22 protein-coding genes and 1 pseudogene are annotated in these 25,658 nt (G+C 61.8%); 14 read left to right on the top strand and 9 right to left on the bottom strand.

The genetic code is table 11. The features are described 5' to 3' along the window. The first annotated feature begins 19 nt into the window (after positions 1 to 19). From ACBG85_RS03230 to ACBG85_RS03185, 10 genes are all read left to right on the top strand, one after another. The gene (locus ACBG85_RS03230) at positions 20 to 1,213 is read left to right on the top strand and encodes an acyl-CoA dehydrogenase family protein (protein WP_063315168.1); all 1,194 of its coding nucleotides are present in this window, start codon (positions 20 to 22) and stop codon (positions 1,211 to 1,213) included. Continuing rightward, positions 1,210 to 2,169 carry a phosphotransferase family protein gene (locus ACBG85_RS03225; RefSeq protein WP_063315089.1) on the top strand — a complete coding sequence of 320 codons (960 nt, stop codon included), beginning with the start codon at positions 1,210 to 1,212 and terminating at the stop codon, positions 2,167 to 2,169. The genes ACBG85_RS03230 and ACBG85_RS03225 overlap by 4 nt, the downstream gene beginning before the upstream one ends. Before the next feature lie 55 nt (positions 2,170 to 2,224). Continuing rightward, on the top strand, positions 2,225 to 3,427 hold the full coding sequence (locus tag ACBG85_RS03220) for an acyl-CoA dehydrogenase family protein (protein ID WP_063315090.1): 1,203 nt from the start codon (positions 2,225 to 2,227) through the stop codon (positions 3,425 to 3,427). After that, positions 3,424 to 4,182: an SDR family NAD(P)-dependent oxidoreductase gene (locus ACBG85_RS03215; protein WP_045064304.1), complete on the top strand. Its 759-nt coding sequence runs from the start codon at positions 3,424 to 3,426 to the stop codon at positions 4,180 to 4,182. The genes ACBG85_RS03220 and ACBG85_RS03215 overlap by 4 nt, the downstream gene beginning before the upstream one ends. 31 nt (positions 4,183 to 4,213) lie before the next feature. Further along, entirely contained in the window at positions 4,214 to 5,002 is a 789-nt protein-coding gene (locus ACBG85_RS03210; protein WP_082845685.1) for an SDR family NAD(P)-dependent oxidoreductase, read from the top strand. Continuing rightward, a complete protein-coding gene (locus tag ACBG85_RS03205) occupies positions 5,002 to 6,063 on the top strand; it encodes an NAD(P)-dependent alcohol dehydrogenase (protein WP_045066632.1) in 1,062 nt (353 codons plus the stop codon). The genes ACBG85_RS03210 and ACBG85_RS03205 overlap by 1 nt, the downstream gene beginning before the upstream one ends. A 67-nt stretch (positions 6,064 to 6,130) precedes the next feature. Then, on the top strand, positions 6,131 to 7,639 hold the full coding sequence (locus ACBG85_RS03200) for a class I adenylate-forming enzyme family protein (RefSeq protein WP_063315169.1): 1,509 nt from the start codon (positions 6,131 to 6,133) through the stop codon (positions 7,637 to 7,639). A 27-nt stretch (positions 7,640 to 7,666) separates the two neighbouring features. After that, positions 7,667 to 8,290 carry a TetR family transcriptional regulator gene (locus tag ACBG85_RS03195; protein ID WP_063315091.1) on the top strand — a complete coding sequence of 208 codons (624 nt, stop codon included), beginning with the start codon at positions 7,667 to 7,669 and terminating at the stop codon, positions 8,288 to 8,290. 72 nt (positions 8,291 to 8,362) lie between these two features. Then, positions 8,363 to 8,698, top strand: coding sequence for an EthD family reductase (locus tag ACBG85_RS03190; protein ID WP_021333766.1), 336 nt, complete (start codon positions 8,363 to 8,365; stop codon positions 8,696 to 8,698). After that, positions 8,695 to 9,711, top strand: coding sequence for an MBL fold metallo-hydrolase (locus ACBG85_RS03185; protein ID WP_372026186.1), 1,017 nt, complete (start codon positions 8,695 to 8,697; stop codon positions 9,709 to 9,711). The genes ACBG85_RS03190 and ACBG85_RS03185 overlap by 4 nt, the downstream gene beginning before the upstream one ends. 27 nt (positions 9,712 to 9,738) lie before the next feature. Here the strand turns inward: ACBG85_RS03185 and ACBG85_RS03180 are convergent, their stop codons facing one another. From ACBG85_RS03180 to ACBG85_RS03155, 6 genes are all read right to left on the bottom strand, one after another. Then, entirely contained in the window at positions 9,739 to 10,503 is a 765-nt protein-coding gene (locus ACBG85_RS03180; protein WP_031331685.1) for an SDR family NAD(P)-dependent oxidoreductase, read from the bottom strand. Between the two features lie 20 nt (positions 10,504 to 10,523). Next, the gene (locus tag ACBG85_RS03175; protein ID WP_063315092.1) at positions 10,524 to 12,242 is read right to left on the bottom strand and encodes an iron ABC transporter permease; all 1,719 of its coding nucleotides are present in this window, start codon (positions 12,240 to 12,242) and stop codon (positions 10,524 to 10,526) included. Then, on the bottom strand, positions 12,242 to 13,405 hold the full coding sequence (locus ACBG85_RS03170) for an ABC transporter ATP-binding protein (RefSeq protein ID WP_021333762.1): 1,164 nt from the start codon (positions 13,403 to 13,405) through the stop codon (positions 12,242 to 12,244). The genes ACBG85_RS03175 and ACBG85_RS03170 overlap by 1 nt, the downstream gene beginning before the upstream one ends. A gap of 2 nt (positions 13,406 to 13,407) precedes the next feature. Beyond that, positions 13,408 to 14,169 (bottom strand): SDR family NAD(P)-dependent oxidoreductase, encoded by a 762-nt coding sequence (locus ACBG85_RS03165; RefSeq protein ID WP_021333761.1) that lies wholly within the window; start codon positions 14,167 to 14,169, stop codon positions 13,408 to 13,410. Positions 14,170 to 14,246: 77 nt separating this feature from the next. Then, the gene (locus tag ACBG85_RS03160) at positions 14,247 to 15,281 is read right to left on the bottom strand and encodes an ABC transporter substrate-binding protein (RefSeq protein WP_021333760.1); all 1,035 of its coding nucleotides are present in this window, start codon (positions 15,279 to 15,281) and stop codon (positions 14,247 to 14,249) included. 283 nt (positions 15,282 to 15,564) lie between these two features. Then, positions 15,565 to 16,890, bottom strand: a complete 1,326-nt coding sequence (locus ACBG85_RS03155) for an FAD-binding protein (protein ID WP_172403421.1) — start codon at positions 16,888 to 16,890, stop codon at positions 15,565 to 15,567. Positions 16,891 to 17,094: 204 nt separating this feature from the next. Between ACBG85_RS03155 and ACBG85_RS03150 the strand changes: the two genes are divergently transcribed. Both ACBG85_RS03150 and ACBG85_RS03145 read left to right on the top strand, forming a co-directional pair. Continuing rightward, the gene (locus tag ACBG85_RS03150; RefSeq protein WP_063315093.1) at positions 17,095 to 18,129 is read left to right on the top strand and encodes an ABC transporter substrate-binding protein; all 1,035 of its coding nucleotides are present in this window, start codon (positions 17,095 to 17,097) and stop codon (positions 18,127 to 18,129) included. A 92-nt stretch (positions 18,130 to 18,221) separates the two neighbouring features. Continuing rightward, positions 18,222 to 19,010: an SDR family NAD(P)-dependent oxidoreductase gene (locus ACBG85_RS03145; protein ID WP_021333757.1), complete on the top strand. Its 789-nt coding sequence runs from the start codon at positions 18,222 to 18,224 to the stop codon at positions 19,008 to 19,010. 74 nt (positions 19,011 to 19,084) lie between these two features. On the opposite strand, the gene ACBG85_RS03140 is transcribed toward ACBG85_RS03145, so the two are convergent. Next, positions 19,085 to 20,665, bottom strand: coding sequence for an MFS transporter (locus tag ACBG85_RS03140; protein ID WP_082845686.1), 1,581 nt, complete (start codon positions 20,663 to 20,665; stop codon positions 19,085 to 19,087). Between the two features lie 157 nt (positions 20,666 to 20,822). Between ACBG85_RS03140 and ACBG85_RS03135 the strand changes: the two are divergent. Together ACBG85_RS03135 and ACBG85_RS03130 are read left to right on the top strand one after the other, a co-directional pair. Further along, positions 20,823 to 21,119, top strand: a pseudogene (locus tag ACBG85_RS03135) (NADP-dependent oxidoreductase); the annotation flags it as partial. A gap of 105 nt (positions 21,120 to 21,224) precedes the next feature. Further along, entirely contained in the window at positions 21,225 to 21,833 is a 609-nt protein-coding gene (locus ACBG85_RS03130) for an NADP-dependent oxidoreductase (RefSeq protein ID WP_233405705.1), read from the top strand. Between the two features lie 85 nt (positions 21,834 to 21,918). Here the strand turns inward: ACBG85_RS03130 and ACBG85_RS03125 are convergent, their stop codons facing one another. Continuing rightward, complete coding sequence (locus ACBG85_RS03125) at positions 21,919 to 22,623, bottom strand: MgtC/SapB family protein (protein WP_003941187.1); 705 nt, start codon at positions 22,621 to 22,623, stop codon at positions 21,919 to 21,921. Between the two features lie 9 nt (positions 22,624 to 22,632). Then, on the bottom strand, positions 22,633 to 25,326 hold the full coding sequence (gene mgtA, locus ACBG85_RS03120) for a magnesium-translocating P-type ATPase (RefSeq protein ID WP_083055933.1): 2,694 nt from the start codon (positions 25,324 to 25,326) through the stop codon (positions 22,633 to 22,635). Positions 25,327 to 25,658: the final 332 nt, after the last annotated feature.

Below are 25,658 nucleotides of genomic sequence, written 5' to 3'. Positions count from 1 at the left end.
ATCAGTGACACCACAAACGATTCCAGGTCTCGACGCGTTCACCGAGGAAGCCATCGCCTGGTTGCGTGGCGTCGCCGCACCTCGCACCGAATCGGTGTGGGGCGTTGGTTCGGATTCGGTGGCGGTATTCGAGAATTGGACCGCCGAGCAAGAGCGCGAGCACACCGACGAAATCTCGCGCTACGAACAGGCGAAGTTCGATGCCGGCTGGGGAGCACTGAGTTGGCCGCCCGAACGCGGCGGTCGCAGTCTGCCGCTGTCATACGTGTTAGCTTTCCGCCGGGCTGAGGAATCGTTCGACGTGCCGCGGCGGACCGAGATGTTCTCGGTTACACAGCAATTGATCGCGCCCACCATCGAGCAGTGGGGCACCGACGAGCAGAAGGAACGCTACGTGCGCGCGATGCTTCGCACGGACATCATTGCCTGCCAACTGTTCTCCGAGACCGAGGCCGGATCGGACCTGGCTGCCGTCCGCACCAAGGCGGTGCGCAGCGAAGCCGGCACGTGGACTCTCGACGGGCACAAGGTATGGACCTCCGGCGCGCTGGTGGCGGACTACGGAGTTGCGGTGTGCCGTACCGACGCCACCGTCGCGAAACATGCCGGGCTCACCATGTTCCTGGTCCCGATGAACGCACCTGGCGTGACCATACGCCCGATCCGGCAGATGACCGGCGGCAGCTCGTTCAACGAGGTGTACCTCGACGGCGTCGAACTCGAAGACGCGTATCGACTCGGTCCGGTCGGCAAGGGTTGGCAGGTTGCTCTCACCGTGCTGGCGGCCGAACGTCTGGACGGCGGAAATCTCGGTCTGGCCAACGCAGATCAGGCAATTGCACTCGCACAGAACCTCGAACGCGAGCTGACCGAGATCGAGAAGGACAAGGTGGCCGACCTGGTCGCCAGGAGCTATCTACAGCGCGTGAGCAATATGCGGGTGGCCGGGGCGATGCTTGCCGGCAACGAGCCGGGTCCTGAAGCCTCACTCGGAAAGTTGTTGGCTACCGACACCATGGCCAGAACGTCGGAAGTTGCCCGTTTGCTGCTCGGCCGTGAACTTACCGCCGATTCCGGTCGATGGGGAACGTTCGCGTGGTCCGAACACGCACTCGGCGCCCCCGGATACCGAATTGCGGGCGGCACCGACGAGATTCAGCACAACATCATCTCCGAGCGCGTGCTCGGTCTACCAAGGGAGCCGCGACCGTGACCAGTTCGACTCTGCAAGAACGGGTCGCCGCCAAACTACTGGCGGACTGCGGCGCGACGTTAACCGACTTCCAGCCGCTACTCGGTGGACACTCCGGACTGACGTACCGCGCCACCACCTCGACCGGTGACGTGGTGATCAAGGCGGTGCCGGAAGGCCAGCGATCCATCGGCAGGCACGACATGCTGCGACAGGCGCATATTCTGCAGGCGCTGGCCGGCACCGAAGTTCCGGTGCCGCGCGTAGTTGTCGTCGACGAGATCGAGCCCGCGTGGTTTGCCATGGAATTTGTTGCAGGCGAGTCACTCGAGCCCGTGCTCGACGACCCGGCCGTCGATCCGGTGCTCGCTGCCAATCGAATGCGTCGTGCCGCTGCAGTCCTACCGCGACTGCATGAGGTGGACCTGGCCACCATTGCAGGGCTCGCAGATCCCCTGACACCGGCAGACGAGCTCGAGCGCTGGGCCAAGACGCTGGGCGCAGTGCCACCGGAATTGGTTGTCGGCGCCGATCGTCTGTTGGAACTGTTGCGCTCCGACATTCCCGAACCTATCGAACCCACACTGGTGCACGGTGATTACCGTCTCGGCAACATCATCTCCGACGGACTGGAGCCAGTTGCACTCATCGACTGGGAAATCTGGTCTGCCGGAGATCCACGAGTCGAATTGGGCTGGTTTCTGGTATTCGCCGACGGTTCGAACTTCCCCGGTGTCGGTCGGGAAGTCACCGGACTGCCGAGCGCCGAAGAGTTGGTCGCGCTGTACACCGGAGCGGGTCCCGCACTCCCCGAACTCAACTGGTTCGACGCACTCGGCCGGTTGAAGATGGCGGCGATCATGGGCCACAACCTGCGTCGGCACCGCGAGGGTCGCCATCATGATCCGGACCAGGAGAAGCTGCCCGACACCATCAACCGGTTGATCGAGACCGGTACCGCTCTCCTGCGTCCCTAGATCTTCTAGGCCGCTGGTCTTTTGCGTCGCTGATAATCACCTAAGGAGACCTACCGTGGATTTCGCCTATTCCCCGCGGACCGAGGAACTGCTCGGCAAGCTCGAATCTTTCATGGCCGATTACGTCTATCCGGCGGAATCGGTGTACGACGCCCAGGTCGCTGCCAACGACAACCCGCACGAACAGCCCCAGATCATGCGCGATCTGCAGGCGAAGGCACGCGAATTGGGTCTGTGGAATCTGTTCATGACGCACGACGGACTCGGTGCCGGGCTCACCAATCTCGAATACGCTCCGCTGGCTGAGATCGTCGGCCGCTCCATCATCGGTAACGAGACGATCAACTGCTCGGCTCCCGATACCGGAAACATGGAGATCCTCGCCATGTTCGGCACCGACGAACAGAAGGCGCAGTGGTTGAAGCCGTTGCTGGACTGCAGTATTCGTTCGGCTTTTGCGATGACCGAACCGGCCGTGGCAAGTTCGGATGCGACAAACATTCGATCGACTATCCAACGTGACGGTGACGAATACGTGCTCAACGGCCGTAAGTGGTACACCTCCGGCATCCTCGATCCTGACTGCAAGCTCATGATCTTCATGGGCAAGTCGGATCCCGAAGGCCCGACCTACCGACAGCAGAGCATGATCCTGGTACCGGCCGACGCGCCCGGCGTTGAGGTCATTCGGGACCTGCCGATGTTCGGCTTCCAAGACCGACTCGGCCACGGCGAAGTTCAATTCACCGATGTTCGGGTACCGGCTGCAAACATGCTCGGCGCCGAGGGCGACGGATTCGCCATCGCACAGGGACGCCTGGGCCCCGGCCGGATGCACTACGCGATGCGCGCAGTCGGTATGGCAGAACGGGCACTGGACATGATGTGTAAGCGCGCGCTCGAAAGGGAAGCGTTCGGAGGCCCCCTTGCCGACCGCGGCGTAGTGCGTGAATGGATTGCCCGCAGCCGCATCGAGATCGACCAAATCAGGTTGCTCGTACTCAAGTCGGCTTGGTTGATGGATACCCAGGGCAACGCGTCTGCGCGCTCGGAAGTGGCCGCCATCAAGGTGGCAGCAATGGAAGTTGCGCACAAGGTTGTCGACCGCGCGGTGCAGACCTTCGGCGCCGCCGGAGTCAGCAACGACACGATCCTGGCTCGGCTGTATGCGATTACCCGCGCCCTGCAGATTGCAGACGGACCCAGCGAGGTTCATCTGCGCACCATTGCCCGCCTCGAGGTGAAGAAGCACAAATGAGTACACCAGAATTGACCGGTAAGGTCGCGCTCGTGACCGGCGCGAGCCGCGGTTTGGGACTGGCCATCGCGCGCGGACTCCGGGACGCGGGCGCGACCGTGATCGTGTCCAGCCGAAAGCTCGAGTCCTGCCGCGAAGCGGTGGCGTCGCTCGGTGACACCGGCCCGGGAACCGCTCACCCGTTCGCCCTGCACGTCGGGCACTGGGACAGTATCGAGCCCGCGGTCGACCAGATCATTGCCGAATTCGGCAGCCTCGACATCGTGGTCAACAATGCCGGCATCGCACCGCTGGCCGACAACTTGCTCTCCGCCTCGGAAGGGCTGTGGGACAAAACTATCGAGGTCAACGTCAAGGGACCCTTCCGGCTGATGGCAGTCGCGGGAGACCGGATGCGGGCGGCCGGCGGCGGCTCGATCATCAACATCTCCAGTATCGGTGCGGAGCGCCCGAGCCCACCGGAAGCGATGTACGCCGCGGCCAAGAACGGCCTCAATGCGCTCACCCGGGCGTTTGCTCAGGAGTATGCACCGACGGTGCGGGTGAACTGTGTGATGCCAGGCGGTTTCGCTACCGACATGGCCGAGAACTGGGACGACGAGTTCATCGGAAAGATCGTGGACCGTCTGCCTGCCGGGCGACTGGGCCGGCCTGAGGAGATCGCCGGTCTGGTGACGCACCTGGCCTCGGATGCGGCCGGCTACACGACCGGCGCGCTCATCCCGGTCGACGGCGGCCGAACCGCCGTGTACTGACGCTGCGATGTCCTGATATCGCAGTAAAGCCATGACAGACAACGGATTCGAAGGTGGACAGATGCTGACCGAGATGTTCGGACTGGCCGGACGGGTAGCGATCGTGACGGGTGCGTCGTCTGGTCTCGGAATGGGATTTGCGCGCACACTGGCCAGTGCCGGGGCCACGGTGTACGCCGCGGCCCGCCGGCTCGACCGCCTACAGGACTTGGCAGCCGAGGTACCGGGAATTGTTCCGGTTCGTTGCGACATCACCGACGACGCTGATCGGCGCGCCCTGATCGACAGGTGTTACGAACAGTCCGGACGGCTGGACGTACTCGTCAACAATGCCGGCATGCCGGGACCGCCGAACGCCGAGGACGAAACCATCGCGGGATTCAATTCGGTACTCGAGCTCAATCTGGTATCCGGATTTCACCTGGCGACCTACGCCTCGACCCGACTTCCGGAGAACGAACGCGCGTCGTACATCAACATCTCCTCGGTGATCGGGCTGGTGTCCACGGCCCCGATCGGTGGCGCGAGCTATGCGGCCTCCAAGGCCGGAGCACTCGGCTTGACCCGGGAATTGGCCGGTCAGTGGGGACGCAGGGGGATCCGCGTGAACTCCGTCGTGCCTGGGTGGTTCGATACGGAGATGACCGACGGACTGTTCAGCAATGACAAATCGGCGGGGTGGGTGCGTAAGAACACCATGCTCGGCCGCGGCGGGGTCGAAGGTGAGATAAACGGCGCAGTGCTGTTCCTGGCCTCGGATGCCTCCTCGTACATGACCGGCCAGGCGCTGGTTGTCGACGGTGGTTGGACGGCGCGCTGATGTTGGCAGTCCAGCTGACGGCGTGGGGTCAGCCTCCGCAGGTGCGTGAGATCCCCGTACCCGAGCCCGCTGAGGGGCAACTGTTGATCAAAGTCGGCGCCGCTGGTCTGTGCCGCTCGGATCTGCACGTCATGGATTCGCCCGCCGGACGTTTCGATTACCCGTTGCCGCTCACACTCGGCCATGAGGTTGCCGGTACCGTCGTCGGTGCGGGACCGCTGGCCGATCACGCGTGGATCGGTGAAAATGTTGTCATTCATGGTGTTTGGCCATGTGGCCGGTGCCGCAATTGCCGGCGCGAGCGCGAGAACTACTGCTTGGAGAAAGTCCCGCGTGGGGACGGCCGACTCAGCCCGATCGGAAACGGGTTGGGCCATCCGGGCGGGCTGGCAGAATACCTGCTGGTGCCCTCGGAAGCTGTTCTCGTTCGCGTCGGTTCGCTGAGCCCCCAGCAGGCCGCTCCGCTCGCCGACGCCGGCCTGACCGCATATCATGCGATCCGGACCAACAGCGACGTCATCGACTCGGACACTGTGGCTTTGGTGATAGGAATCGGCGGTCTCGGCCATCTGGCGGTGCAGATCCTGCGCTCTTTCGGCGTCACAGACATCATCGCCGTCGAGACAAGAACCCAGACACACGCTCTCGCGCTCGAATCGGGAGCACACGCGTGTTTTGCGACGCTCGCGGAAGCGACAGAGGCTGTGGCGAGCCTCGGCGGTGCCGACGTGGTCTTCGACTTTGTCGGGGCTCAGGCGACGGTCGAACCCGCTCCGGCGCTTCTCGCTCCCGGCGGCCGAGTTGTCGTCGTGGGAAGTGCGGGCGGGCAACTGACCGTCGGCAAAAGCCTTGGTTTGGTCAACGGCTGGCAAGTTCGGGCGCCGTTCTGGGGCACCATCGAGGACCTGCGTCAGGTGGTCGAACTCGCCAGTGCAGGAAAGCTGCATGCCGAGGTGACCACGTTCACGTTCGACAGCGCACTGGAGGCATACGATCGCCTGCGTTCAGGCGATCTGTCCGGCCGCGCCGTACTGGTTCCCACAGCCCCTTCATCGCTGTAAACATCCAACACACAATCGAACTCGAAGACGGAAGAGGGACGCCGCAGTGAAGTTGCTGGCACAGGAGATGCTCGCCCGGGCGGAAGGCAATCCGGCCGAGATTGCGGTGATCGACGAGTTAGGTTCTCACACAATCGGTTCGATCGTGGAGGCGGCTCGCTTGCTGGCCGATACCATCGCTTCGCTCGACGGCGGGGCACCGACTGCGCTCATTCAGGCCGACAATACGTGGCAGACGGTGGCTACCGCCCTCGCGATCGGACTTCGCGGCGGCGTAGTGGCGGTCTTCAGTCCACACGCCACCGAATCCGAGTTCGAGATGGCGATCGACGACATCGACCCGGATCTCGTGGTGGCCGATGCCGACGCACTGACCCGCTGGGGCATCAAGGACGACCAGTTTGCCGGTTCGGTAGCCGCTTTCGGAACGCGAGTGCTCCGGTCTCGGCAGGGGGATTTCGCCTCGGTTGAGCGCTGGCGCGGCGGCACCGCGATCGCGATGACCTCCGGTTCGACCGGTCGCCCGAAGTGTGTCGTCCAGTCCGAGGAGGCAATCCGCTACGCGTGCCGGAGCACCATCGATACTGTCGGATTGCAACAGGGTGAGGCGGTCGGCGCTTTTGTGCCGCTGTCGTCCGTCGCAGCTTTCTGTTTCGGGATGTATCTGCCTGCTTACCTTGGCGGACAGATGGTTTCGATCGCCAAGTGGTCGCCTGCGGTAGCACTGGAGGCAATGGCGAAGCACCGGGTCGCCTGGACGATGCTGGTACCGACCATGGCCCTGCAGCTCTCGGTTACCGAAAGGGCTGGCGGTAAGCTCTCGGCGATGCGCGCCCTGACGGTTGGTGGCGGTCCGATGAACGAGCGCACACTCGGGAACGCCGAAACCGTCCTGGGTACCACCTTTCTTCGAGTATTCGGCATGTCCGAATGCCTGGGCCACACGACCCCACGTCTGGACGATCCGCCGGCCGTCCGACTGGGGCGGGACGGACGTCCGTTCCCCGGCACCGTCGTTCGAGCGGTCGACACCGCCGGGGCGCTGCTCACCGCAGGCGAGATCGGTGACGCCCAGGTGAAGGGACCGTCACTGTTCGTCGGTTATGCGCGCGGCGGTGCTCCGGTACTGCCCGAGCTCACCGCGGACGGCTTCCTGCCGACGGGCGATCTGGTCGAAGTCGGTGAAGACGGATCGATCTGCGTCATGGGACGCCAGAAACAAATCATCATCCGCGGCGGCCGCAATATCGACATCAACGAAATGGAATCTGCGATCGCGTCGTTGCCCGCAGTGGTTCAGGTCTGCGTCGTTCCCGTCCCAGATGACCTTCTGGGCGAGCGTGCGGCAGCCCTCGTCGTCACTGGTGGTGCGCCGCTGACGCTGGCGGAGGCGACCACCCAGCTTGCCGCGAGGGGCTTTCCAAAGTTCAAGTGGCCGGAGTTTCTCTTCTCCGTCGAAGATCTTCCTCAGAACCGAGTCGGCAAACTTTCCAGGGCCGATGCGGTGGCGCTCGCCTCAGGCCTGGCCTCTGAAATTGACACGAGTTCATCTCAAAAAGGGGTAAGGTCGAACTAATCATCCACGCACCTCCGGGGGAGCCACATGACAGCAGAGACCGCGTTGCGCCGGGAGAGTCCGCGCTCCAAACGAACTCTCATTCTTGCCACGGCGATCGACCAGTTCGGCAAATTGGGTTACGAGCACACCAAGTGGGCGTCGATTGCCGACGAGGTCGGTATAGGACAGACGGCGCTCTATCACTATTTCGAATCGAAAGCGCATTGCCTCCTGACAATCATGCGGCTGGAATTGGCCGATTCGTTGGAGCGAGTCACTGTTGCAACCGAGGGCGACTCGGATCCCACAAAGGCACTCAGGGCGGCAATCGTCGTATCACTCAAGGCTTCACCGAGGGATGCTCTGCAGCGCCGCATTCTTCAGAGCCACATGGATCTTCTTGCCGCGGAGCGACAGTCGGAAAAAGAGGAGTCCGAACGACTGAAGTCCCGTGAACTCGTTCAAGCGATCGAAGAAAAGTGGACCGCGCTGATTGCGAGCGGAATCAAGGAAGGCGTCTTCGCTGATTCCGATCCTCGCTTGATGGGCCGACTCGTCTTGGCCCTCGTGATCAGTGTTTGGCGCTGGTACCGGCCGGACGGCAAACTCAGCCTGACAGAGATCGCCGAACGAGTGACCGATGCGGCCCTGCGGATGGTGTGCGCGTAGATCACTCCGCGCACGGCGAGTATCAGTTTGGACTGCCCATCGAAACTAAAGTGAATTCAATTAGGAGTTGATATGTACAATCTCGTTCTCGTCGCATCCCGACCCACCGACTGGACCTATCAGCAGTTCATCACTTGGTGGCGCGGCGAACACGCGGAAGTCACCTATCCCCTTCCCGGCCTTCTGCGATGGCAGCACACCGAATTGCTCGAAGCTTTCGGCAGCAAGTCGGAGGGGTGGGATGGCTTGTCCGTCTTGAGTTTCGAATCGCGGGAGGCACTCGAAGCCGCGCTGGCGAGTCCGCAGTGGCAGGCCGCCGTTGATCACGTCGGAACCATGGGTGGCCGCCGGATGATGTGGTACGGCGACGAAAAGACCATGGTGCCGCTCGCCGACAGCGGAAAATGACCGACTTTTGGGATCGGCCCGGTTGCTATCGCGTCGCCGACGGCGTTTTCCGGATCCCATTGCAGATGCCGCAGGACGGCCTGCGTGCAATCAACGTCTACGCGCTCGAGACCACGGACGGACTGGCGCTGGTCGACGGCGGTTGGCATCGCAACAGCACGCACGCCGAACTGTCCGACGCCCTAGCGCTGATCGGTCGTAACCCGGCGGAGATTCACGACATCTATGTCACGCATGTCCACCGTGACCACTACACGTTTGCCGTTGAACTGCGTCGACGGCATGGTTCTCGAATCCACCTCGGCGCAGCCGAATCTCCCGGTATCGCCGCAATCGCCAAGCTGGGCAACAATGTTCCGGAGAGCTCAATTCTTCAGCTGCACCGATCCGGCGCAGCGACAATCGCCGAGCAGGTCTATCGAGACTCGATCGACGAACCCTTCGAGCCCTCGGACTGGGAGGCTCCCGATCACTGGCTCTCCCCCGGCGCTCTCGATATTCCAGGCCATCGCTTGTCCGCGGTACACACTCCCGGACACACCAAGGGGCACATGGTTTTTCATGACCTCGAACGCGACGTCTCTTTCACCGGAGACCATGTGTTGCCGACGATCACGCCATCGATCGGATTCGAACTCGGCGATTGGGAGCTGCCACTCGGAGCGTACCTCCGCTCGCTGGAGATGATGCTCGACGACCGGGACCGGATCATGATGCCGGCGCACGGCGGCACAGGCGCGGGTCTGCACGCGCGATGCCGGGAGTTGTTGGCGCACCACGATCACCGTCTGGGTCAGACTGCTTCTGCGGTAGCCGAATTGGGCGAGGTCTCAGGGCTGCAAGTGGCGCAGGTGTTGACCTGGACCCGGCGCGAACGCGGCTTCGATTCTCTCGATACCTTCAACCAGATGGTGGCCACCTGCGAGACGCTTGCCCACCTCGACGTGCTTGTCGAACGTGGGCAGTTGTCCGTGAAAAACAGGAACGGGGTGGATCACTTCAGTTCGAACTGAAGAGATCCACCCCGTTTACCGACCCCCTCAGGCGCAGGTCCATCCGCCGTCGACATAGAGTTCGATACCGGTGACGAACGTCGAGTCATCGCCAGCCAGAAAAGCCACGGCGGCAGCAACTTCTGAAGCCGTGCCAAGTCGGCCCATCGGCGTATTCGCAATCATCGCCCGGTGCCGCTCACTACCCTCGTAACGCCGCAGCAGTTGCTGGGTCTCGATAAATCCCGGATGCACCGAATTCACGCGCACACCCTTCGTGGCCCAGTGCAATGCGGCGTTCTTTGTCATCGTGCGGACCGCACCCTTGGCGGCCGCGTAGGCGAAGCTGTTACCCAATCCGCCGACCGTGCCGAGGATCGAGCAGATGTTGACGACCGAACCGCCGCCAGTGCTTTCGATATAGGCCCCGGCGTGTTTCATGCCGAGCCACGTTCCGGTCTGACTGACCTCGATGACTTTGTTGTACCGATCGATGTCTTCGTCGACGACGGAAGCCAAACTACCGATCGCACCGTTGTTCACCACAGCGTCGAGTCGGGAATACCGCTCGGTGACAGCCTCTATGACCCTCTGCCATTGCTCTTCGCGAGCGATGTCGAGTGCGAGAGCCTGATGGCGGTCGGGCTGATCCTGCTTCGCGACCACTTCGGCGCACGCGTCACCACTGATATCGGTCACGATCACCGAAGCACCCTCGGATGCAAGGCGGCCGACGATTTCGACGCCGATACCGCCGGTGGCTCCGGTAACCAGTACCACTTTCTCACGCAAACGAGTATTGCCCACCGACATCGTTTCAGCCTCACTTTCTGTCACAGCTTGCTCAGGACGTTACGCCCGCCGACCAGCATGGCGATGGCAACGCCGATCGTGGTCACCGCGGTCATCAGCAGCGCCATGGCGGCCACCATCGGATACGAACCGTTCTGCCACATGTCGAACAGCAGCGTTCCCATCACCTGAGTTGTGGAAGCGCGTACCAGGAGCGACGCGGCGAACTCGTGCGTGAGCAAGATGAACATCAGCGCGACGGCACTGAGAACCGTCGGACGCATGAGCGGCAACATGATTCGCAGCGTCGTGACGAAGGGGGATGCACCGCTGGTGGCCGAGGCCTCGTTGTATGTGTTTCCGAGTGCAAGCATGGCTGTCATCTGCATCCGTGTGGCGAACGGCAGCATCAGAACGATGTAGACGAGGATGATGACCGTGCGGGTGCCGTACAGGATGAACGGCGGTTCGGTGTAGGTCAGCAGGAAGCCGACGCCGAAGATCACTGCGGGGATGCCGAGCGGCAGGGCGGTCATCAGATCGGCCAGCAGCGCCAGGATCTTGAAGCGCCGCCCGCGGACCAGGAGGTTGGCCAGCGCGTACCCGATCGGAATGCAGATGATCACCGCTCCCAGAGAGGTAAGTACGCTGGTGACAACGGATTCGGTGATCGCACTAGTCGACCAGAGCTCCCGGAAGTTGTCCAGGGTCAGTAAACCCCACGACAGCGATCCGGACCAATACGGCGTCAGCGAGACGATGATCAGCCCGATCAGCGGAATGACCAGTGCGAACATCGAGAAGATCACCACGGTGGCCGTCGCCCAGGTAGCCCGGCCGGTGGACGAGGCAAATGCCTTGCCTCCGTGCGTGACAAACCGAGTCTGGTTGCCCAGCAGCACCTTCTGCACCAGGACGAGCACCAAACCGAAGATCACCAGTGGTGAACCGGCAGCTGCCGCGGCCGCGAAATCCGAAGGGGACTCGGACACTCGGCGGTACATCTCCGTGGTCAGGACCTTGACGCCCGAATTCTGGCCCAGCAGTAGCGGACCGGTGAACTGTCCCAGACCGAGTAGCAATGCGATTCCGCCGCCGTAGATGAGTGAAGGCCGCAGCAAGGGCAGCACGATCTTGAAGAAGATTCCGACCGTTGACGATCCGCTCACCTGAGCGGCTTCGAGGTGTTCCGAACTGATGTTCTGCATGCCGGAGCTGACGAACAAGTAGACGAACGACGTGAGGCCGAAACCTGTGAGGATCACGATCCACGGGATGGTGTACACGTCGATGGGTCCGGTGTCGGTCCCGCTCCACCAGGGGAGCTTGCGCAGGAGCACGTTGAGGTAGCCGGGACCGGGCGAGAGCAGGAATGCCCAGCCGACGATGTTTGCGACGGCGGGCATGACGATCGGGAGGATGGGGACGATGCGAAGCCATCCCAGTTTCTCCGGGAGTCGGCTGGCGGCGAACGCAAGTACGGTACCGAGGACCATCGCGATCACGAGCGAGCCGAGTGCCAGGGCGATCGTCGTCCAGATCGCCTCGGCCACATCGTAGCGGCCGTACTGCGTACGGTAACCCGCGCCGCCGTCCTCGAACGCCAGCATCTGCAGCCGAATCATCGGCAGCACTACGAGATACGCAAGAACGGCGATCAGAATCGCGTAGCCGATGCGGGCCTGCCACTGCCGTGAAATCGAGAACGACTTGACGGATCCGCCGGCCGTTGCGGTTGCGGTTGCGGTTGCGGTTGCCATCAGGATCGGTCTCCTACACCCGGTGCGACCAGTTCGGGGACGGTCACCGCAGCGGCGTCCGGATCGGCGTATACCCGCAGACTGGACGGAGAGAAGCTGATCACCATGGGCGTACCCGGATCACTGGCGCGCAGTGTGGCACTGTGTTCGGCGGCACTGGCACGCAATGCCAGTTGTTCGGTACCTGTCTTGACCAATACGTCGAAGTGTCGTCCGGCGTACTCGTATGTCACCAGTTCGGCGTGCAGTGCAACGTTTCCGGCCGGAACGTCGTCCATCGAGGCATGCATCTGCACGTCGTCCGGTCGGAACCGCGCCACCGCGGCGGTGCCCTCGTCAGCGCGGTCCCGCACGCTGGCGTTGCTGAGATCGATGACGTCGTTCGCGCTCGTGTTCCAACCGTCGTGGGCGCGGCGCAGCTCCAGTCGATTGCCCATGCCGATGAAAGCGGCGACATACTCGGACACCGGATTCTCGAACACGTGCTCCGGCGCGTCGTACTGTTCGATTCTGCCGGACTTCATGATTGCGATCCGGTCGGCAAGAGCGAAAGCCTCGGCCTGATCGTGCGTGACGAAAACTGCGGTAAAGCCCAGGCTTTGATGCAGCTGATGAATCTGGGAGCGCACCTGGTCGCGGAGCCGTGCATCCAAGTTGCTCAGGGGTTCGTCGAACAAGACCAGATCCGGTTGCGCAACGAGTCCACGGGCCACCGCAACTCGCTGTTGCTGCCCACCACTGAGCTGCGACGGGTACCGATCGAGCAGTGCGCCGCAATCGACCATCTCGGCAGCCTTCTCCACCGCACCGTCTGCGATGGCCTGTTTGAGCTTGCGGACCTTGAGCGGGTATCGGATGTTGTCCCGGACCGTCATGTGCGGCCAGAGCGCATACGACTGGAACACCATGCCGATGTTCCGCTTGTGTGCGGGGACATCGGTTTTGGTGGAGGCATCGAAAACGTGCCTACCGCCGAACGAGATCGAGCCGCCCTGAGGTGTTTCCAATCCCGCCAGGCACCGCAGCGTTGTGGTCTTGCCGCAACCGCTCGGACCGAGCAGGACAAGGAACTCACCCTGCTCGATTTCGAGATCGAGTTGATCGACCACCACGTTCGATCCGTAAGTCTTCGTGAGACCTGAAACTGCGAATTGTGATGCCATTTCTATACTTTCTCGTTCGAGATTTTGGGGGTACGAACACCGGCGGCCTGGCCACCGTCGACGAGGATGTCGGTTCCGGTTACGTAGCTGCTGTCGTCAGTGGCCAGGAAACGAATGACCCTCGCGACCTCGCTCGGCGCGCCACGGCGTTGCATCGGAATGCTGCGCACATACGCTTCGACGTCGTCGTTGGAGAAGTCCGATACCGACGTGATTTCGGTTTCGATGCTGCCGGGGCAGACGGAATTGACTCGGATACCGCGGTCGGCAAGCTCGAGTGCGGCCACCTTGGTCAGGGCTCGGACCCCGAATTTCGCTGCGCCGTAAGCACCCAACTCGGCGGTCGCGAGCACGCCACGCAATGATGCGAGATTGATGACGCACCCACCATCTGCCATTGACGCGGCTGCGGCCTTCAGCCCCAGGAATGTGCCAACAAGATTCAGGTCGATCATCCGACGAAACTGGTCGAGTGACGTATCTGCCAGAGTCGCCTTCATCGCAGCTCCGGCACTGTTGACCAGCACCGTCATGTCGTGGCCGGCCGCCGCCATCGCCGCTGTTGCGTCGGCCCAGTCAGTCTCGCTCGTCACGTCGAGATGGCGGTAATACGCGTTTGCGCCCAACGTCGCAGTGAACGCGCTTCCGGCGTCGTCGTTGACATCGGTAAGGTAAACGGTTGCGCCGTGCGCGGCGAACAGTTCGGCGCAGGCCCCGCCAATACCGCCGGATGCTCCCGTGACAAGAACATTCGTTCCCCGCATCGAATCCGTGAGGTGGTTCAAGGTCAGCCTTCCACTTGTTGATTGGCGCTTATGTTCTGCGGAGCCATGTTTCGGTGTTACTGGAAGAGCTTTTGCCACTGCTGGGAGTACTGCTCGACCTTTTCCGGTGTCAAGTCTTCGGGATTGGGCAGCGCGATGTCCTGAGCCCGGGCGACAGCCCCAGGAATATTCGGGAGTGCAGCAGCGTATCCGTCGTTGAGGGCGGTCTGACCTGCGACAGTTACCAGGAAGTTGGCCAACACCTGGGCGGCGTTCGGATGCGGCGCCGTGTTCAAAACGTGGGAGTACCAAGGGGTTCCCCACGGCTGCTGCGGCAGCACCCAGTCGACAGGCGCGCCTGAGTTCACTTCGGTCACCAGCGGCTGCACCGAGGGGCTGACGACGATCTCGCCGGACGTCAGGGCCTGGGCCACACCGAGCGCGCTCGGGTAGATGCGGGGTTGCAGCTCCGCAAGCTTGTTCCAGTAGTCCTCCCCGTATGTGTTCGCGAAGTGCCGGTACATGTCGACGTACGAAGCGATCCCCACAGGGTTGACGATGCCGATCTTGCCGCGGTAGGCCGGATTGAGGATGTCCTGCGGCGTCTTCAGTCCGTTCGGTACCGCATCGGTATTCCAGCCGAGCGCAAAGACGGCCGCGCTGGTGAGGAAGAACCGGTTGTCGAGCACGCTCGCCGCTGGATCGAATTCAGGGGCTTCGAGTGCGGGCCCGACCAATTCGGCGGAATAGGTACCGGACTTGGCGGCGTTCTGGATCCATGCCGAGTCGGTGAGCATGTGGACGTCGGCGGTACCCTTACCGATCTTGTGTTCGGTCTCGACCCGGGGATTGATATCCGGATCGGTACCGCGAACGTATTCCAATTCGATTTGCGGGTACTCAGCGTGGAATGCGACCTTGAGCGCATCGAGGTTGGCCGGCTTCTGGCTCGAATAGAGCATCACCTTGCCCTCTTCGTTCGCTGCAGCGACCACATCTTCCCAGCTGCCGTCGACGGCAGCAGACGCGGGTTCACTACTGCCACATCCCGAGATGCCGACCATGGCTGCGGCGGCGCTCAACGCCACCAGGGTGCGGACGAATGACTTCATGGCTTCCTTTCGGGCATGCCGTCGGACGTCGATGTATCGACATGTCGTGGGCACTCCAGTGAGAGATGTTCTCGCGTCGGCATTTCTGAAGCTGACCCTGCGCGGTGTGTCATCGCGCCTGGTCTCGGGCGGAGGCTGCCGAATCGAGAGCCACCCGCTTAAACTGAACTGATGTCAGTTCGAAGGTAGTGCCCATAGCTTGTGATGTCAATCACGAAGTTCACGGACGTGGAAATTGCTTCGAAGAAACAGGGCGATGGCTCGACACCGCCAACGGAACAAGTCAGCCGACGGCAGCGGAGGCTGCGGACAGACCGAACACCAGAGCCGAGGCGAGGCCACCGGCGTACGCCCGGTTCCACAATCCGCCGGTGTCGGAGCCTGCTGCAAACAGTCCGGGGATGGGCAGTCCGGCGGCGTCCAGAACTCGGGCTTGCGTGTCGATCCGAATCCCGTGAAACGGGAAGGTGACCGCGGGAACCGTTTCGATCACGTAGTAGGGCCCCTCGAGTAAGGGAGCGCGATCGAGTCTACGGCCTGGAACCAGTTCTGCACCCTGGGAGGCCGCCTCGTTGAACTTCCTGATCGCCGCAGCGATCGCCGCTCCGTCGTATCCCCATTCCTCCGGCAAAAATTCGAGTTCCTCGAGGTCCTCGGCGAGGCCGACCCTGCCACCACGCCTGCTGGCAAGTTCGAATTTGTCAACGGCCACAGCACCTTCGACATACGACGCGACCATCCAGTCGCGGTGCACGCGCGCGTCGGCAATCAGCAGGCCTCGGCCCTGCGGCTGTTCGAGAAGAGCCATCGTGGTGAGGTGATCGCCGAGCGTTTCGTCGACGAACCGTTCGTTGTCGAGACTGAAGAGAAGCGCATGCTCGCTGTAGTACAGCGACATGTCGACGAAGTCTGCGGGATCGGCAAGTTCAACACCGCTCGGAATCAGATGCCCGTAGAAGCCGGCATCCTCGACGCCGGTCGACGCGCCGACCTCGATCGCGAGGCGGTAACCTTCGCCGCAACTGTGTGGGTTCGAACGCAAGGCCATCCGGCCTGCGTCCGGGTGGACGTGCTGAGCGAGCAATTCCTTGTTGCCTTGGAATCCGCCGGTTGCCAGGAGGATCTGGCCGGCCCGAATCTCGCGCGCGGGCTCGGCACCCGTACGTACCACGGCGCCGCGGACGGCACCGTCCTCGAACAGGAGCCCTTCGGTCGCGGTATCGAGCACGACCGATCCGCCGGCGTCAAGAACGATTCGCTTGCAGGTGTCGACGTAGTGATTGGTGTCGAATCTGTGCCCGCGACCGAAGCTCAGAATGGGCTGCGCCGCGTCGACGTCAATGCCAATCGAGCGGATCCACTCGACACCGACATCAAAGCTGTCGACGAGGTGGCGCTTGAGAGCTTCGTCGCCCCTCGGGTTCTGTTCGGCCATGACGTCGTGATTCGGTGCGCTCCAGGCGTATCCAGCGAATCGCGCCGAACCTCCGACGTCGGCGCTGATCTCGATCAAGCACACTCGCCTGCCTGCTGCGGAAGCTTTTGCCCCAGCAGTCAATCCGGCCATTCCAGCCCCGATTACCAGCAGATCGTATTCATTGCTACTCAAATTGACTCCAATTGTCCGGCGCCGGTGAGCGCCTCCCATTCAAATTGAACTGACCTCAATTTGATTACAGTAGAAGCGCAGCGAGGAGAGAGTCAATCGATGTCACTCCCGACATGACGGTTGCATTGTGGGCTGAGTCACTCTAATATGAACTGAATTAGGTTTGATTTTGTTTCGGCAGGTACCAGAAACGGAGCAGCTCGCATGATCCCTCAGGTTTTCAGAACCACCGTGGCACTCGCCGCGGTGGCGCTCGCGTTGACGGCGTGTAGCAACGCTCCCGCTGCCCCGTCAGAGCCGGTTTCAGGTTCGTGGGACGACGTCGTTGCTGCGGCCAACAACGAGGGAAAGGTCACGATTTACTCGACCCAGGCGGCGCCCCGACTCGCAGCCCTGGAAACTGCCTTCGAAAAGGCCTACCCCGCAATCGATCTCGAGGTCGTCCGCGGAGTCGATTCGGATCTGCTTTCCAAGATCGATGCCGAAAGCAAGTCCGGCAAGGGAATCGGAGACCTCGCGGTGATCACCGACGTGTCGTGGATGAATACTGTCAAGGATACAGGCAAGGCGACCAAGCCGATCGGGCCGAGTTTCGACAACCCGGACTATCGCCGGGATACAAGCATCGTCTCGGACAAGTACTTCCTCGAAGGGGCAGTGATCCTGGGATTCGGCTGGAACACCGACCAGCTGCCCGGCGGTGTCTCTTCCCCGGCAGATCTTCTCGCTCCTGTGCTCAAGGGCAAGGTCGGAATCGTCAGTCCGTCAACGTCACCGACATACCTGGACTTCTACTCCCACATCGAGAAGTACTACGGCGGCAGGGAGTATCTGGAGAAGCTTGCCGACCAGAACCCACGCATCTATCCGAGCAATCAGCCGCTCGCTCAGGCACTCGCTTCCGGTGAGATCGCCGCCGGCTTGATGGCCGATCCGATGTTGGCATCCAAGGACTCCGGGGCACCGGTTGAATGGTCTGCCGGAGAACATATCTGGGGAGCGCGCTGGTACGGTCTGACTCTCGGCTCGTCACCGCATCCCAATGCCGCGCAGGTATTGGCCGACTTCATGGTCACCCGACCCGGCCAGGAGGCCACGTCGGTCGGTTACAGCTCGGTGTTGCCCGACATCGAAGGTTCGATCGCGAATGCTCAAGAGGTTCCTGATCAGAACACCGAGGTGACCACGGGTGACGGCGCCGCGCGTTACCGCGACGACCTCGAAGCCCTGTTCAACTGAACTGCTTGACAACCGTTCCACGTGCACGTGTTCTACTCGTAATACCCGCGGCCGCCAAGCGAGCGGATCGACGGGACTGAAAGGTGTATTCGATGTCTGATCGGCAGTTCGAGGGCCAGGTCGCAGTGGTAACCGGAGCAGGTTCCGGAATCGGCGCTGCCACAGCGCGTCTGCTCGCTGACCGGGGCGCCGTGGCGGTGTATCTGTGCGACGTCAACGAAGCTGCGGTAACCGAGGTAGCAGCGTCTGTGGTCGGTGGCCAGGCCATCGGTTTGGATGTCGGCAATTCGGCGCAGGTGACCCAGGCTTTCACGAGAGTGATCGCCGAGCAGGGGCGGGTTGACATCGTCGTCCATGCCGCCGGCGTCGACGACCCGAAGAGTAAACAGCGCATCTACGAGGCAGCTGAGCGTAATGAACCGGTTGACGTTCTCACTCACCTCGAGGACGAAGATTGGCGACGGGTCATGTCGATCAACCTCGACGGTACGTTCTTCATACTCCGCGAAGCAGTCCGGGCGATGAAACCAGCCCGCAGCGGCGCCATCGTGACGGTCGGCTCGTCCTCGGCGTTCGACACGCTTGTTGGCTACCCACACTACTCAGCTTCGAAGGCCGGAGTTCATGCGGTAAGCCAGGCTGTAGCTAAAGAGGTTGCGCCCTTTGGCATCCGGGTTAACACGATCGCTCCGGGACCAGTCGACACAGGAATGGCCAGTCGCACTCCGACCAACCTTCGCGCTGCGATGACACAGGACGGATTCCGCGGTTACGCAACCGCCGAGGAATTGGCAGATAACATCCTGTACCTGGCGTCGCCGGGTGCCGCCAACGTCGTCGGGGCCGTACTACTGAGCAACGGTGGTAGATTCACCGTCTGATCGGGGTCAGTTCCGTAGAAATGCCCGGTTTTGCACGTCTTCCGAAGACGTGCAAAACCGGGCATCGTGCTTTGTCAAAATAGCTTCGGCTCGACAAGTAATCGGGTTTGCGGCGCTAAGACAAGATATTCGGCCAATTTCGTCCGCACCCGATTCTCCGGAACGGTCAGTCGCTCGGTCTCCTGAGCGAGGTACTCAGACCAATCACGGAACGTGCAGTGTTCAACGTAGATGTCGGGCTCGTTTGCCGATCGCGACACGCTCCAGCGCAGTGCACCAAGACGCCGCCGGGAGAGTTTGAGTTCGTGCACGTTGTCGAGAAATTCTTCCGTGCGGCCCGGGAGCACGTGATAGGTGGTCTCGACGATCACGCGCAGACCGGAGTATTCGGCATTAGGGGCCAAGGGATCCGGTGCCCCGGTCAGTTCGGGGGCAATCGCCTCACTCGGCATGATCCCGCGGCGAACTGTCTCGAACACCGAGACGAACATCAACAGTGCGGCCAGTAGCACGGCGGGAACGAGGCCGAGCGAGTCGGCAAGGACGCCCCACAACAGGGCGCCGATCGCCTGGCTCCCCTGAAACATCAACATGACGAAGGCGATAACACGCGCCTTGATCCATCGGGGAACCACGGCATGAGCGGCGATCATCCAGGTGCTCTGAACCCCGACCCACCCGGCGCCAACCACTACAAGAACGGCAAACATCGCGCTGAACCACGGGATCACGACCAAACCGATCAGGACAAGCGCATATGCACCCGAGCCTAGCGCCACGAAGTGATTCCAACTCATCCGCGCGCGCAGCGGCATCAGCAGGATCGTACCGAGCACGGCGCCGATTCCGATTGCGCCGGAGAGGATTCCGAAGCCGAACGTACTCACCTGCAACCGATCATGCGCGACCAGCGGCAGAAGCCCCCACAGACAACTCGCCGGGATCCCGAACATGGTCAGTCGCAGCAGCAATCGCCTGGTCCAGCGGGAATGGCGAATGAAGCGCACGCTTCCTGCCACCGCCTGGCCTATCGAATTGTGCACTTCGACCCGCCCGGTCGATGCGGGTACCGTCCGTGCCGAGACGAAGACGCAGACGGCGAACAGAGCGGCAGTCAAGGCGAAAGCCGAAGTCGATCCCCAGCCGGCGAGAACGGCACCACCGATAACCGGCCCGACTGCGCGAGCGCCATTGAAGACGGCGCCGTCGATCGCAGGAACCACCGCCATCATCTCGCGGCTGACTATGTTGGGCAGCAACGCCTGCCAGACGATAGCGACGGACGCCAGACCTGCGCCGGCGACGAAGACCGCGAGCATCAAAATCGGAGTTTTCGCCAAGCCCAACTGCTGCAGTACCGCCAGCAGGATCGTCGACCCAGTCAACACCATTGCGGTTCCGACGAGCAGTAGGCGATGGCTGACGAACTCGGCCATCGCGCCGATCGGCAACGCCAACAGGAAGAACGGCAAGCTGGCGGCGAACTGAACCATCGACACCGTCGTCGCAGACTCCCCGGTTTCGGTGAATGTCCACTGCACTGCAAGTACCAGAATCCATACTCCGACGCTTGCGCACAGTTGGAAGCCAAGCATCATGCGGAGTCGCCTGATGCGCAGTGGCGCAAAGATGCTCACTGGCCGATCGCTATCCATAGCGTTCCTCTCGATCAACAAATGCTAGACTGAACTTAATTCAGTTTAGAATCAACTGGGAAAGTTTTCGCAATATTTGCCTTGCACTGCGTTCCCTTGCCGGTCCGTACAAGATCCCAGCTATCCGGAAAGGATCATCGCCATTCACAATCGAGTTGTGTGCCTGACCACACGTCCGTCCGGCCCTCTAGCGCCGGAACATTTCACGATCGTCGATGCCGACGTGCCTACCTTGTCGCGGGGTGAGGTTCTGATCCGAAACACTTGGCTTTCGATAGATCCGTCGATCCGACTGCGGCTCAGCGCCACAACGCCTTCGGGGTATCTACGACCCCTGGCTCCCGGAGATCCACTGGTCGGCCTGGCTATCGGCACTGTCGTCGAATCTCGAAGTCCGGGATTCAGTGCTGGCGAGATGGTCTCTCACATGTTCGGATATCGCAGTTACGCGGTGGTTACCGCAGACGGTGAAACGCTCGGTGGTACAGGCGGGCTAACGAAGATTACTCCGGGCAACTTTCCCCCTCAGTGGTACCTTGGGCCACTAGGCAGTGCCGGCTTGACCGCCTACGTAGGGCTTTTCGAGGTCCTCGAGCTCAAAAACGATGATGTACTTTGGGTTTCAGCAGCAGCCGGCGCCGTCGGAAGCATTGCGGTGCAATTGGCAGTGCTGCGAGGCAACACGGTTGTCGCATCCGCAGGCGGCCCGGAGAAGGTCGAATACCTCCGGCGTGTATTAGGCGTCTCCCATGCAATCGATTACCGTGCCGGCGATTTGAAGACGCAACTGACCAAAGCCGTCCCGGGCGGTATCGACGCCTACTTCGACAACGTCGGTGGCGATCATCTGGGCGCAGCCCTCGATCACCTCCGGCCAGGCGGCCGCATCGCGATGTGTGGGGCCGTCTCGACCTACGACACATCTTCCCCCGCGCCCGGGCCAACGAATCTCTTCCAGATCACCGCAAAGAGCCTGCGAGTGAGAGGGTTTCGCGCAGGGGCATATGACGAGTTGTATGCGGACGTACGTTCGGAGGTCGGCGGTTACCTCGCCAAAGGCATGATGACGTACCAGGAGACAGTATTCGATGGGCTCGACCTAGCACCCACCGCGCTCGTCGGAATGCTCAATGGCAACAACACCGGAAAGACTCTGTGCCGACTGTAGGGAGCTCTGCTCCCACATTGGCATAGTACGCCGGTGCCGGTACGAGTCCTCCGCAATTCTGGATTTGAGAGTCTGGCCTCCGAAACTACTTCGACGGTTCCACCTCCCACCGGACGTGAGTCACCAACGGTTCCAAGCTCAGCCGGCTGACGGCGGATTCCAGGAGTCCGTCGTCACGCTCCGCTGCGGCCAATTCCGCGACCACTCGTACGCGGTCGCTGTCCGGGATGTCGAAGGACTGCACTGACCGGAGCTGGAACTCCGGCCTCGAAATGGACTGCACGGTAAGCCCTCTGATGTGAGCTTCGGCGTCACCGTGGCAGGTCACCTCGAAGGTGTAGTCAGCCGGCGGTTCCTCGCGTCCGGTGCGGGCAGGCTGGTGATCCATCATCCGGCCCAACGGCCTCAACAACGTATTCGCCAACATGATTGCACCGGCACCGAACACCGCCACCCAGTACATTCCGCCGCCCGCCAGCGCGCCGACGGCGGCCGTGGCCCACAAGGTTGCGGCGGTGTTCAGGCCGGTGACGGAGGCTCCCTGCTTCATGATCACCCCGGCACCGAGGAAGCCGATCCCCGAGACGATCTGCGCTGCGACGCGCGTCGGATCAGCGTCCGGCCCCTGAAACCCGTACGCGCCCATGATGACGAAGAGCGTCGCACCCAAGCTCACCAACGCGTTGGTTCGCAGACCCGCCATCCTTGCGCGCCATTGCCTTTCGATCCCGACGGCAGCGCCGAGGACGAGCCCGAGCGCTATCCGCACAAGGATGACGTGGATTTCCACGGTGAACTCCTAGAGCCAGGTCGCGAATCGACGAATGAACATTCCCTTGGCCACCTGCGTGACGACGCAGTATGCCCCGAGGGTGAGGACCAGCCACGGGAAGTAGTTCCACGGCAGTGAAACCAACCCGAGGGAATGACCCCAGGACGTGAACGGGAACACCAGCGCGAAGACGCAGGCAGCGCCCGTGCTGAGCAGTACCGGCAGCGATGCACGCGACTGGATGAACGGGATCTTGCGGGTGCGGATCATGTGAACGATCAGCGTCTGCGAGATCAATGACTCGATGAACCAACCCGATTGGAACAGCGCTGCATGCTCGGGAGAGTTGGCGGCGAACACGAACCACATCAGCGCGAACGTCGAGATATCGAAGATCGAACTGATCGGGCCGATGAACACCATGAACCGGCGAAGGCTCTTGGTCTCCCACTTGCGGGGCTTCGCGAGGAAGTCGTCGTCGACACGGTCCCACGGGATCGTGAGCATCGAGAGATCGTAGATCAGGTTCTGCAACAACAGAACTACGGGAATCATGGGGATGAACGGCAGCAGGGCACTGGCGACGAGCACCGAGAAGACGTTCCCGAAGTTCGACGACGCAGTCATCTTGATGTACTTCTGGATGTTTCCGAAGGTACGACGCCCTTCGATGACTCCTTGTTCGAGTACACCGAGGTCCTTCTCCAGCAAGATGATGTCCGCGGATTCGCGGGCGATGTCCGCCGCTGTGTCAACGGAGATGCCGACGTCCGCAGCCCGCAGTGCGGGTGCGTCGTTGACACCGTCACCGAGGAAACCAACCGTGTGGCCGACCCGGCGCAGCGATTCGACAATGCGTGCCTTCTGCATCGGATCCGTCTTCGCGAATACGGTTGTCCGCTGCACCAACTCGTCGAGGGCGTCGTCGCTCAACGCTTCGATCTCGGCGCCGGAGACCACGGTCCCCACGTCGATACCGACTTTGCCGCAGACGGTTTCGGCGACCAGTTCGTTGTCACCCGTCACTACCTTGACCGCGACTCCGTGGCTCGCGAGGGCTTCGATCGCCCCGGCCGCAGATTCCTTCGGCGGGTCGAGGAAGGCCAGCAGACCGACCAGGGTCATGCCCTCTTCGTCGGCCGTCGAGTACTCGCGGCGCTGCTCTTCGACGACTGTCTTGGTTGCCACCGCAAGCACTCGCTTGCCTTGACCGTTCAGCTCCGCGACCAGACGGTCGACTCGGGCCAGCCATCCCGGTGTCAATTGGTGGGTCACCCCGTCCAGTTCCACCGATTCACAGACCGAAAGGAGCTCTTCCACTGCACCTTTGGTTACGATCAGATCGGCGTCTCCGTGGTCGACCACCACGGAGAGTCGACGGCGCTTGAAGTCGAAGGGAATCTCGTCCACCAACCCGTGCCGACGCGAGATCTCCTCGACCACTTCGGGACCGGCGGCCTCGATCACCGCGTCGTCGAGAAGACTGCGCAATCCGGTCTGATTCACGGAATTGACCGCCGCTAGCCGCAATACGTCCTCGGACTTACGTCCGGCAGTATCGAGATGCTCACCGAGAACGATGCGGTCCTCGGTGAGAGTTCCGGTCTTGTCCGTGCACAGAACGTCCATGGCACCGAAGTTCTGAATCGCGTTGATCTGCTTGACGATCACCTTCTTGCGCGACATGTGGAGCGCACCCTTGGCCAGGTTCGCCGTCACGATGAGCGGCAACATTTCCGGAGTCAACCCCACGGCGGTGGCGACGCCGAAGAGTAGTGCTTGGCTCCAGTCCTTGGTCAGTCCGTTGATGATGAACACCGCGGGAACCATGATCAGCATGAACTTGATCAGCAGGTAGCTGACACTGCGCACCCCGACGTCGAAGCTGGTTTCGGGTCGCTTGGACGCCAATTGTGCTGTCATGGCACCGAAGTAGGTCCGCTTGCCGGTGTGTACCGCAACGGCGGTGCCACTGCCCGACACGACGGAAGTACCCATGAACCCGATGTTCTCGGCTTCGAGCAGGCGATCGACGTCGATCCCCGACGACGGGTCCGCCGACTTCTCGGCCGGCATCGATTCACCGCTGAGCATGGACTGATTGACCTGTAGATCCTTGGCCCGGATGATGCGGACATCGGCCGGGATCATGTCGCCGGCGGCAAGCTGGACTACATCACCTGGCAGTAGCTGCTCGATCGGAATCTCAGCCGTGACCACTGTGTTGTTGATCTTGCGGGTGGCCGCGACAGTTGTCGTGACCATGGCCTTGAGTGCCTCGGCAGCCCGAGTCGAACGGTATTCCTGCCAGAACCTCAGGGACACACTGACAAAGATCATCAGCCCGAGGGTGATGATGCCCTCGTAGGAGGGACCGTCGTCCGGGTCTGCCCACACCACGTCGGTCCCGACCATGATCAGGGCGAGGAACACCAGGATCAAGATGAACGGATTCTTGAAAGCTTGCGCGAACTGCACGATCGCCGGTGCCGGGCGGTCGTGGCGGACATCGTTGCGCCCGTATCGCCGACGAAGATCGTCGATCTGATCGTCACGAAGGCCGTTGGCCGTCGTAGTCAGATCTGCGAGAACGGTGCGCGTGTCCGAGGCCGAGTAGTCGACCAATTCCTGTGCGCTTTCTTTTGCCAGGACCGTTGAAGGTGTTTGTTGTGCACTGTTTCTCGTGGGCCGTGGCCGCAATGCGAGAACGGAAAATGACATGACGAATCTCCTCGGCTGCCCGAACACGCCGGACCATGCCAGTGCATGAGGGCAGCAGAATGCGCTGAGCGACAATGGAAGTCGTCAGCGGACGCGGCAAAGCCGCGCAGATGAAGCCGAGGATGCAAAGAGTCAGTGACTGAAGAGCAAAAGACCGGGGTGAGCATCGTCGGCAAGAACAGCAGGATGGGTCGAATATCGACTCGGCGGGTCGTCCACGATGGTCACCTCCTGAAAGTTCGGGGCGTCCGATGACGCCACACAAAGTACATGCGCACAGCACACGCCAGGAGAACCGAATATCGACGTACTCTCGCCTTCGCCGGAAGAAA

This window comes from Rhodococcus sp. NyZ502, from assembly GCF_041464245.1.
In the GTDB taxonomy this organism is placed as follows: Bacteria; Actinomycetota; Actinomycetes; order Mycobacteriales; family Mycobacteriaceae; genus Rhodococcus_F; species Rhodococcus_F qingshengii.
Note: the sequence above shows the minus strand (reverse complement) of the source record. Positions and strands in the feature narration are given on the sequence as shown.

Excerpts from the sequence above, each read along its gene's own strand:
- ACBG85_RS03215 (WP_045064304.1), top strand. The coding sequence starts at position 3,424 with ATGAGTACACCAGAATTGACCGGTAAGGTCGCGCTCGTGACCGGCGCG.
- ACBG85_RS03210 (WP_082845685.1), top strand. The coding sequence starts at position 4,214 with ATGACAGACAACGGATTCGAAGGTGGACAGATGCTGACCGAGATGTTC.
- ACBG85_RS03205 (WP_045066632.1), top strand. The coding sequence starts at position 5,002 with ATGTTGGCAGTCCAGCTGACGGCGTGGGGTCAGCCTCCGCAGGTGCGT.
- ACBG85_RS03200 (WP_063315169.1), top strand. The coding sequence starts at position 6,131 with ATGCTCGCCCGGGCGGAAGGCAATCCGGCCGAGATTGCGGTGATCGAC.
- ACBG85_RS03195 (WP_063315091.1), top strand. The coding sequence starts at position 7,667 with ATGACAGCAGAGACCGCGTTGCGCCGGGAGAGTCCGCGCTCCAAACGA.
- ACBG85_RS03190 (WP_021333766.1), top strand. The coding sequence starts at position 8,363 with ATGTACAATCTCGTTCTCGTCGCATCCCGACCCACCGACTGGACCTAT.
- ACBG85_RS03185 (WP_372026186.1), top strand. The coding sequence starts at position 8,695 with ATGACCGACTTTTGGGATCGGCCCGGTTGCTATCGCGTCGCCGACGGC.
- ACBG85_RS03180 (WP_031331685.1), bottom strand. The coding sequence starts at position 10,503 with ATGTCGGTGGGCAATACTCGTTTGCGTGAGAAAGTGGTACTGGTTACC.
- ACBG85_RS03175 (WP_063315092.1), bottom strand. The coding sequence starts at position 12,242 with ATGGCAACCGCAACCGCAACCGCAACCGCAACGGCCGGCGGATCCGTC.
- ACBG85_RS03170 (WP_021333762.1), bottom strand. The coding sequence starts at position 13,405 with ATGGCATCACAATTCGCAGTTTCAGGTCTCACGAAGACTTACGGATCG.
- ACBG85_RS03165 (WP_021333761.1), bottom strand. The coding sequence starts at position 14,169 with ATGCGGGGAACGAATGTTCTTGTCACGGGAGCATCCGGCGGTATTGGC.
- ACBG85_RS03160 (WP_021333760.1), bottom strand. The coding sequence starts at position 15,281 with ATGAAGTCATTCGTCCGCACCCTGGTGGCGTTGAGCGCCGCCGCAGCC.
- ACBG85_RS03150 (WP_063315093.1), top strand. The coding sequence starts at position 17,095 with ATGATCCCTCAGGTTTTCAGAACCACCGTGGCACTCGCCGCGGTGGCG.
- ACBG85_RS03145 (WP_021333757.1), top strand. The coding sequence starts at position 18,222 with ATGTCTGATCGGCAGTTCGAGGGCCAGGTCGCAGTGGTAACCGGAGCA.
- ACBG85_RS03140 (WP_082845686.1), bottom strand. The coding sequence starts at position 20,665 with ATGGATAGCGATCGGCCAGTGAGCATCTTTGCGCCACTGCGCATCAGG.
- mgtA (WP_083055933.1), bottom strand. The coding sequence starts at position 25,326 with ATGTCATTTTCCGTTCTCGCATTGCGGCCACGGCCCACGAGAAACAGT.